The organism is Sphingomonas adhaesiva, from assembly GCF_036946125.1.
Lineage (GTDB): Bacteria > Pseudomonadota > Alphaproteobacteria > Sphingomonadales > Sphingomonadaceae > Sphingomonas > Sphingomonas adhaesiva_A.
The window spans coordinates 138,839-145,000 of the sequence record NZ_JAQIJT010000002.1 but is presented as its reverse complement, the minus strand read 5'-3'; the positions used below and the strand labels follow the sequence as shown (position 1 = coordinate 145,000).

4 protein-coding genes (1 of these 4 running past the window's edge) are annotated in these 6,162 nt (G+C 71.2%); 1 reads left to right on the top strand and 3 read right to left on the bottom strand.

Annotation, left to right across the window (positions count from 1 at the left end; all coding sequences use genetic code 11):
- Window positions 1-254: the 5' portion of a TonB-dependent siderophore receptor gene (locus PGN23_RS07185; RefSeq protein ID WP_335302222.1), read on the bottom strand. 1,834 nt of this gene lie to the left of the window's left edge; 254 of the gene's 2,088 nt are visible here — the first part of the coding sequence; it begins with the start codon at window positions 252-254; the stop codon falls past the left edge of the window.
- A gap of 285 nt (window positions 255-539) precedes the next feature.
- On the opposite strand from PGN23_RS07185, the gene PGN23_RS07180 reads away from it, so the two are divergent.
- On the top strand, window positions 540-800 hold the full coding sequence (locus PGN23_RS07180) for a hypothetical protein (protein WP_335302221.1): 261 nt from the start codon (window positions 540-542) through the stop codon (window positions 798-800).
- A gap of 66 nt (window positions 801-866) precedes the next feature.
- Here PGN23_RS07180 and PGN23_RS07175 read toward each other — a convergent pair whose 3' ends face one another.
- Together PGN23_RS07175 and PGN23_RS07170 are read right to left on the bottom strand one after the other, a co-directional pair.
- Window positions 867-5,009, bottom strand: coding sequence for a YadA-like family protein (locus PGN23_RS07175; RefSeq protein WP_335302220.1), 4,143 nt, complete (start codon window positions 5,007-5,009; stop codon window positions 867-869).
- 119 nt (window positions 5,010-5,128) lie between these two features.
- Complete coding sequence (locus PGN23_RS07170) at window positions 5,129-6,148, bottom strand: histone deacetylase family protein (RefSeq protein WP_335302219.1); 1,020 nt, start codon at window positions 6,146-6,148, stop codon at window positions 5,129-5,131.
- Window positions 6,149-6,162: the final 14 nt, after the last annotated feature.

Genomic DNA, 6,162 nt, shown 5'->3' with positions numbered 1-6,162 from the left:
TAGCTGAAGAAGCTGACGCCGCTGATGTTGCGATAGATGTCGGTCGCGTCGCGTGCGCCCTGATCGTTGAACAGGTCCGCGTTGATGACCTGCAGCGCCTGCGGGATGTCGAGCGGATTGTCCGCCGCCTTGCCGACGGTCGTGACATCGACGCGGTAGAGGCGCTGCGCCCGGCCGGTCACGACGATGTCATCGGCGGTCGCCGGCCCCTCTGCCGCCGGAGCAGGCTTCTGCTCCTCCGCCGACGCGGACATCGGGACCCCGCTCGCCAACAGCACGCACGGCACGACCAGCCACGATGTCAATGCAACCCCCATTTGCTAATGCTATTCGGTCGCAACTACTCATGACGCTCTCGGATGGCAAGGGCCACGATCGCAGGCGCCATGGGTGCTGCCCGCGCATACGTGGCGACGCCGCGAGCCGCCCGCGGCCGGGCTCCCGCGCCGGACGACTTTCGAAGTCGATCAAGGGCTTGCCCCATATTCGCCGCACCATCATGATGCAGGGGGGATTGAGGACGCACGGAGGACGAGGCCATGGCGGTAGCCGATGTTCACAAGGTCGCAGGCGCGATCGAGGCGGTCATGCATCAGGCGGATACCGCCTATATCGGCGTCGTCGCGCTGTTGCAGACGCTCCACAACCGCGGCGCACTGACACGGGACGAGATCAAGGCGATCGCCGATGCCATGGTCGCCTCGGTTCCGGTCGACCGTCATCACGCCTTCGCGCAATCGTTCGCCGGCATGTTGCCCGGCTACAGCTCGCCCAAGGCCGGGAAGATCGCGCAGGACTGACGCGCGGGCACGACGAAGGGACGGGCGCCCGACGGCACCCGCCCCCCGTCACCCAAACATGCCCGGTCAGAACTGGTAGCCGACCCCGACATTGGCGCCGACGCGCTTGCGGCTGTTGTAGGTCGCGCCCAGCTTGATGATCGTATGGCCGTCCGTCATGATCCGCGACACGCCCATCGCCACCGCGGACTGACCCTGGAAAGTGCCGGCCCCCAGCGAGAACATGCTGCGTCCCTCCTCGAACGGCTGCGGCATTCCCGCGATCGCCATGGCGCCCGCGACCCCGGCATTCACGTCGCGGTTGACGCGCCCCAGATCGAAGGACAGCGCCGCGACCCGCTGATCGGTGTAGGCGTTGGCGGTGTCGACAGCGCTCTTCATCGCACCGTTCAGCTGCGCGACGTTGACCGCATCGTTGTCCGCGACGCCCGGCGCCAGATTGTGCAGCCCGACCGGCTTGTCCCCCGCCAGCGTCACCGAGTCCCTGGCGTCATCGTCGTACCGGATCGAGCGGCTGCCGGCGGCCAGCGCCTCGTCCGCCTTGCCCTCGACCGTCGTCACGCGCGCTTCGACGCTGCCCATACGCGTCTCGACGTGGCTCACGCGCGTCTCCACCTGCGCCACGCGCGTCGTGGTGGCCGCGATCCGGGCGTCCGTGTCGCCGCTCGCCACCGGCGGCGTTCCGACGGGGGTGCCGGTCACGGGCGGCACCGGGTTCGTTCCGCCCCCGCCACCGCCCCCGCCCCCGGCACCGCCACCGCCACCGACCCGGCTGTTGATCGCCAGCAGCGCATCGCCGACACTGGAATAGGTCACCCCGTCCAGCGTGTAGCGCGGCGCGGTCACGGCGCCGGTCGCCGCGTCATAGGCCGCACCCCCGCCGAACCCGGCGACGAACGCGGCGCCCATGGTGCCCGACACGCCGCGCAGCTGCGCGACATTCACCGCATCCGTCGCGGCGCTGCCGGCCGCGACGCCGGTGATCTGCCGGTCGCCGGTGGGCGAATAGAGGTTCGTGACCGGGTCGAGATAGGCCAGATTGCGCGCGATCGCGACTTCGCCGAGCGAGCGCTGCGGCCCGCTGACCCCGAACGCACTGTAGCCGTCCACCGCCCCGCGCAGCGTCTGCGATGCGGAGCCGAGCGCCACGCTGCCGTCCTTGTCCGCGATCGCGCCCGATCCCAACGCGCTGGCGGCATAGCCGGACGCATCGGACAGGGTGCCGACCGCCGCCGAGCCGAACCCCTCCGCCCTGGACATGGTGCCGATGGCGGTGGAATATTCGGTGTGCGCCTCCGCGCCATAGCCGAAGGCAGCGGCATAGGTGCTGGTCGCGGTCGCGCGATTGCCGATCGCGACCGCGCGAACGCCGCTGGCCGCCGCGCTGTTGCCGATCGCCAGCGTGTCCAGCGCATCGGTCACGACGTTGGCGCCGATCGCCAGCGCCCCGTCGCCGGTCGCGGCGTTGCCGGTGCCGATCGCGATCGCACCCCGGCCGGAGGCGGTATTGGTGAGGCCCAGCGCCGCGGCGCCCAGCCCGCTGGCCCGGTTCATCGAGCCGATCGCGGTGGTGCCGTCGCCCTCGGCGACGTTCACGTTGCCCAGCGCGATCGCTCCGGTGCCGGTGGCTTCGTTGTCCTTGCCGAGCGCGGTCGCGCCGGCGCCGGTCGCGAAATTCGGGTCACCGATCGCCACCGCGCCGTTACCCGAGGCGACGTTGCCCAGGCCGATCGACACGGCCTTGCCGTCCATCGCCTGCGCCCCGTCGCCGATCGCGACCGAGCTGTCGCCGCCCGCGACCGCATTGCGTCCCACCGCGATCGCCGCGACACCGGAGGAGGTCGACGCCGGACCGATCGCCGTCGCGTCGAACCCGGACGCGATGCTGTCCTCCATCGTCGAATTGGCGTTGAAATACTTCAGTCGCTCGCCGATGGGCGCGGGCGAGCCGGTGCCACCGCCCGCGGACGCCGTCAGCGACGTCTCGATCGCACCGAATACCGACTGGATCGTGCCATAGGACCGCCCGCCGAACGTAAAATTGCCGGCAAAGCCGCTGGCGGGATCGTAGCGGAACGATGACCCCAGCGCGCTCGCGATGGCATGGCCCATCGCGTGGAACTGCCCGCCGTTGACCGCGTCCGACGAGCCCGCCGCGATCACGCCGCCGGCGACGCCGTGCAGCCGCACCGGCCCCGCCGCCGCCCCGACCAAAGTCAGATCCTGCGACGCGGTGCCGCCGTTGGCGGTGGTGGGCGTCGCCGCATCCGCATAGCGCACCGGCCCGCGCGCACCGCGGTCGAGCGCGTCGACGCGCGTGTCCAGCGCGCCCAGCAGGCCCGCCTGCAACGTGGACAGGTTGCTCAGCGCCGCGACATGGCGATCGGTATCGAACAGCTGCCCGGCGTTCACCGCATCGGTCGATCCCGCCGCCAGCGTTCCCGCGGCGACGTTGCGCAGGCTCACCGGCACCCCCGCCGCGCCCAGCGTCGCCGCGGTGTGCGCCGCATCGTCATACCGGATCGCGAGATCGGCGAGCCCCTGATAGCTTTGCGCCAGCGCGAACAGCTGCCCGCCATTGACCGCATCGGTCGACCCGGTCGACAATCGCCCCGCGGCGACATTGTGCAGGCCGACCGGCTCCGGATCGCGTCCGACCAGCGCCACGCCCTGCGTCACACCGCCCCCGTCGGGCACCGCGGGAGAGGCCGGATCGGAATAGCGCACCGGCCCGATCGCTCCCGCCGCCACATCGGTGCGCAGCGCGGCGAGCGCGCCGCCCTGACGCGTGGCATCGGCGGCCACGGCGGCGACCGCCGCGTCGGTGTCCGCCAGCTGTCCGCCATTGACCGCATCCGTCGACCCCGTCACCACGCGCCCGGCCGCGACATTGGCGACCGTCACCGGCGTGCCCCCGGCCCCGGCCCCGGCCCCAGCCCCGCCCAGCGTCAGGCGCGCGCGCGTCGCGTCGTCATAGTGGACGGCGCTGCCGGCAAGGTCGGCCACCTGCTGGCCGACATCGTGCAATTGCCCGCCGTTCACCGCGTCGGTCGACCCGGCGGCGACCCGCCCGGCGGCGACATTGTGCACGCGTACCGGCCCGGCCTGCGCGCCGAACACGGCGACGTCGTTGGTCGCGACGGTCGACGCCACCGACGGTGCACCGGCCGCGACATATTGGACCGGGCTCGCATTGCCGCTGACCGCCATATTGCGCAGCGACAGGATCGCATCGGCATTCGCGGTGATCCGCCCGTCCTGCTGTCCCAGCAGCACCCCCTGTGCCGCGACCGTCGTCCCCAGCCCGGCCAGCGTGCCGTCGTGCGCGGTCACCATCCCCTGCAGGCTCGCGATATTCGCCGCCGCGGTGGCGAGGTCCGCGCCCTGCCGGGTCAGCGTCGTCCCCTGGATCGCGACGGTGGCGCCCAGCGCGCCGAGCCCCGCGGTATTGGCGGCGATCCGCACCTCGTGATCGGCGACCTGCGTCTGTACCACCGCGAGATCGGTCGCGGCGGTACCGAGCGTCGCGCGAAGCCGTGCGGTGTCGAGGACGTTGACGTCGACCGTCGCCCGCAACGCGCCGATATCCGTCGCCTGCCCGGCCAGCTGCGCCGTCGCGGCCGTCACGTCGCTCGCCAGCGTGCCCAGGGTGCCGGCCAGCGTGTTGATCGCCCCGAGGTTCGCGTTCACCTGCACGCCCTGCTGGTTCACCGCCGTCGTCAGTGCTGCGACATCGGCGACGTTGCCCGTCACCGTCGCCTGCAAGCCCTGCAACGCGCTCCCCTGCGCCACCAGCGTTGAGCCCAGCGTGTTCAGGCCCGAGGTCGCCGTATTGAGCAGGTTGGTGTTCGCCGTCAGCTGAGCGTGCTGCTGCTGGACGCTGGCGGTGACCGTCGCGAGGTCGGCGGCGTTGGCGGTGACGGCCGTCTGCAACGTGCTGACCTGGTTGTTGACCGCCGTCGTCAGCGTGTTGACGCTCGTGTTCAGCGAATTGGCCAGGTTCGTGGTGGCGGCGAGCTGCGTGCCCTGCGCGGTGACGCTGGTGGCCAGCGCGTTCAGATCGTTGGACAGCCCGGTCAGCGTCAGCAGCTGTCCCGTGGCGGCGGCCGGCTGCAAGGCTGCGGCACCGGCGATCAGCGTCAGGCAGGTCGTCTGGCGCAAGCGGCGACGGGCGGAACGGTCGGGCGAGGTGAAGGTGTGAACGGACATGATGGTCCCCGTCGTGGCGTATGCCCCGGGGATCGTCGGCCCTGCTTAACAAATACCAGGATTCATGGTTACGAACGAGCGACTTAGCCATAAGTCGTACGCACCGGCGCGAACGGGGTTCAGCGCGGGCCGTGCAGCGCAGCGACGAACGTGGCGACATTGGCACCCAGCGCGTCGGTGGCGTACCCGCCCTCCATCACCGTCACGATGTCGATCCCGGTCGCCGCCAGCCGCTCGCCGATCGCGGCGAAGTCGGCACGCTGGAGCGCGAAGTGCGCGATCGGATCGTCGACATAGGTATCCGCGCCGAACGACAGCACCAGCAGCCGCGTGTCGTGCGCCGCCACCGCCGAAAGCGCGCGATCGAGGACGGGGCGATAGGCCGCCCCGTCGATACCATGCGGCATCGGCAGGTTGAGCGTGGCACCCTTCCCCTCGCCCTCCCCCGTCTCGTCGGCATGGCCCCAGTAGAAGGGATAGTCGGTCGCAGGGTCGGCATGGATCGAGACGAACAGGATATCCGGATCGGCGAGGAAGATGTCCTGCGTGCCGTTGCCGTGATGATAATCGATGTCGAGGATCGCCACCGGCCCCAGCCCGCGCCGACGCGCCTCCGCCGCGACGATCGCGGCATTGTTGAGGAAGCAATAGCCGCCCAGATAATCGCGCCCGGCATGGTGGCCCGGCGGGCGGCACAGCGCGAAGGCGCGCGTGGCGCTGCCGCCGGCGACGTGATCGAGCGCGGTCAGCGCGGTCTGCGCGGACCAATAGGCCGCCTCCCACGTCCCCTCCGCGATCGGCGTTCCCGCGTCGTAGCTGTAGCGTCCCAGCCGCGCGTCGATCCGGGACAGGTTCAGCGCGCGCCGTCCCACCACCGGCCAGGCATAGCCGATCGCGTCGCCGCTGCGTCCGGCCGCGCGCCAATCCGCGTGCGCCGCGCGCAGGAACGCGACATAGGCCGGGTCATGCACCGCGGTGAGCGGGGCGACGCCGTGATCGCGCGCGGGCGCGACCGCGCCGATCGCCGACAGGATGCTGTGCACCCGCGCCGGGCTCTCCTGATGCGGGGCCCAGTCGCCGTTGTGCATCTCGCGCGCCGGCGCATGTCGCAATTGCCGGGGATCGAACACGATCGCCACACGCCGCCTCCCGC

Excerpts from the sequence above, each read along its gene's own strand:
- PGN23_RS07180 (WP_335302221.1), top strand. The coding sequence starts at position 540 with ATGGCGGTAGCCGATGTTCACAAGGTCGCAGGCGCGATCGAGGCGGTC.
- PGN23_RS07175 (WP_335302220.1), bottom strand. The coding sequence starts at position 5,009 with ATGTCCGTTCACACCTTCACCTCGCCCGACCGTTCCGCCCGTCGCCGC.